The sequence below is a fragment of the Bacillus cereus group sp. Bc031 genome (assembly GCF_027716265.1).
GTDB classification, from domain to species: Bacteria; Bacillota; Bacilli; order Bacillales; family Bacillaceae_G; genus Bacillus_A; species Bacillus_A paranthracis.
In genome coordinates this window covers 1-592 of the sequence record NZ_JAQFUL010000224.1, presented here as the reverse complement: position 1 = coordinate 592, position 592 = coordinate 1, and the positions used below count along the sequence as shown (strand labels likewise).

Here is a 592-nt window from a genome sequence, read left to right as displayed (position 1 = left end):
CACATCCATCAACTTAAGGATTTAGACTATTCTTAAACTTAAAAGCACGTTACTATTCTCTTATGTTAATGAGAAAGGGTGACGTGCTTTTTATGAATATGCATCAAAAACAAGAGCTGTCTTTATTTGCCGAAGAGTTATATCGATATATGTCTCCCGCTACACTTAATCAATTAGCTATAGAAGCAGGTGGAATGAAACGAAAACGTAAGTGCCATGGGCACCATTTTTTATCTTTGTGTGTATGGTTAAATCAACAAATCGCTACAACCTCTCTTACTCAACTTTGTAGTCAATTAGAAACTTCAACAGGAATTTTATTAAGTCCTGAGGGACTGAATCGACGATTTAACTCGGCTTCTGTAGCCTTCTTTCGAAATGTATTTACTACACTTCTACAAGCTAAAATTGGAGGATCATCTACAATTTCTCATTCTCTTTCTGCTTACTTTAAGCGGATTCGCATCCTTGATTCTACAACCTTTCAAGTTCCAGATCGATTCGCAGCTACTTATCCTGGTGCCGGAGGCTGTAGTCATACAGCTGGTGTGAAAATTCAATTAGAGTATGACTTGTTGAGCGGAGAGTTTTC

The 592-nt window shown here is 37.5% G+C and carries 1 protein-coding gene; it reads left to right on the top strand.

Going from position 1 to position 592, the window contains the following annotated elements:
• Positions 1 to 92 precede the first annotated feature (92 nt).
• Positions 93 to 592: IS4 family transposase (locus PDQ33_RS29005; RefSeq protein WP_270757136.1), on the top strand; the 500-nt coding region annotated here is incomplete at its 3' end.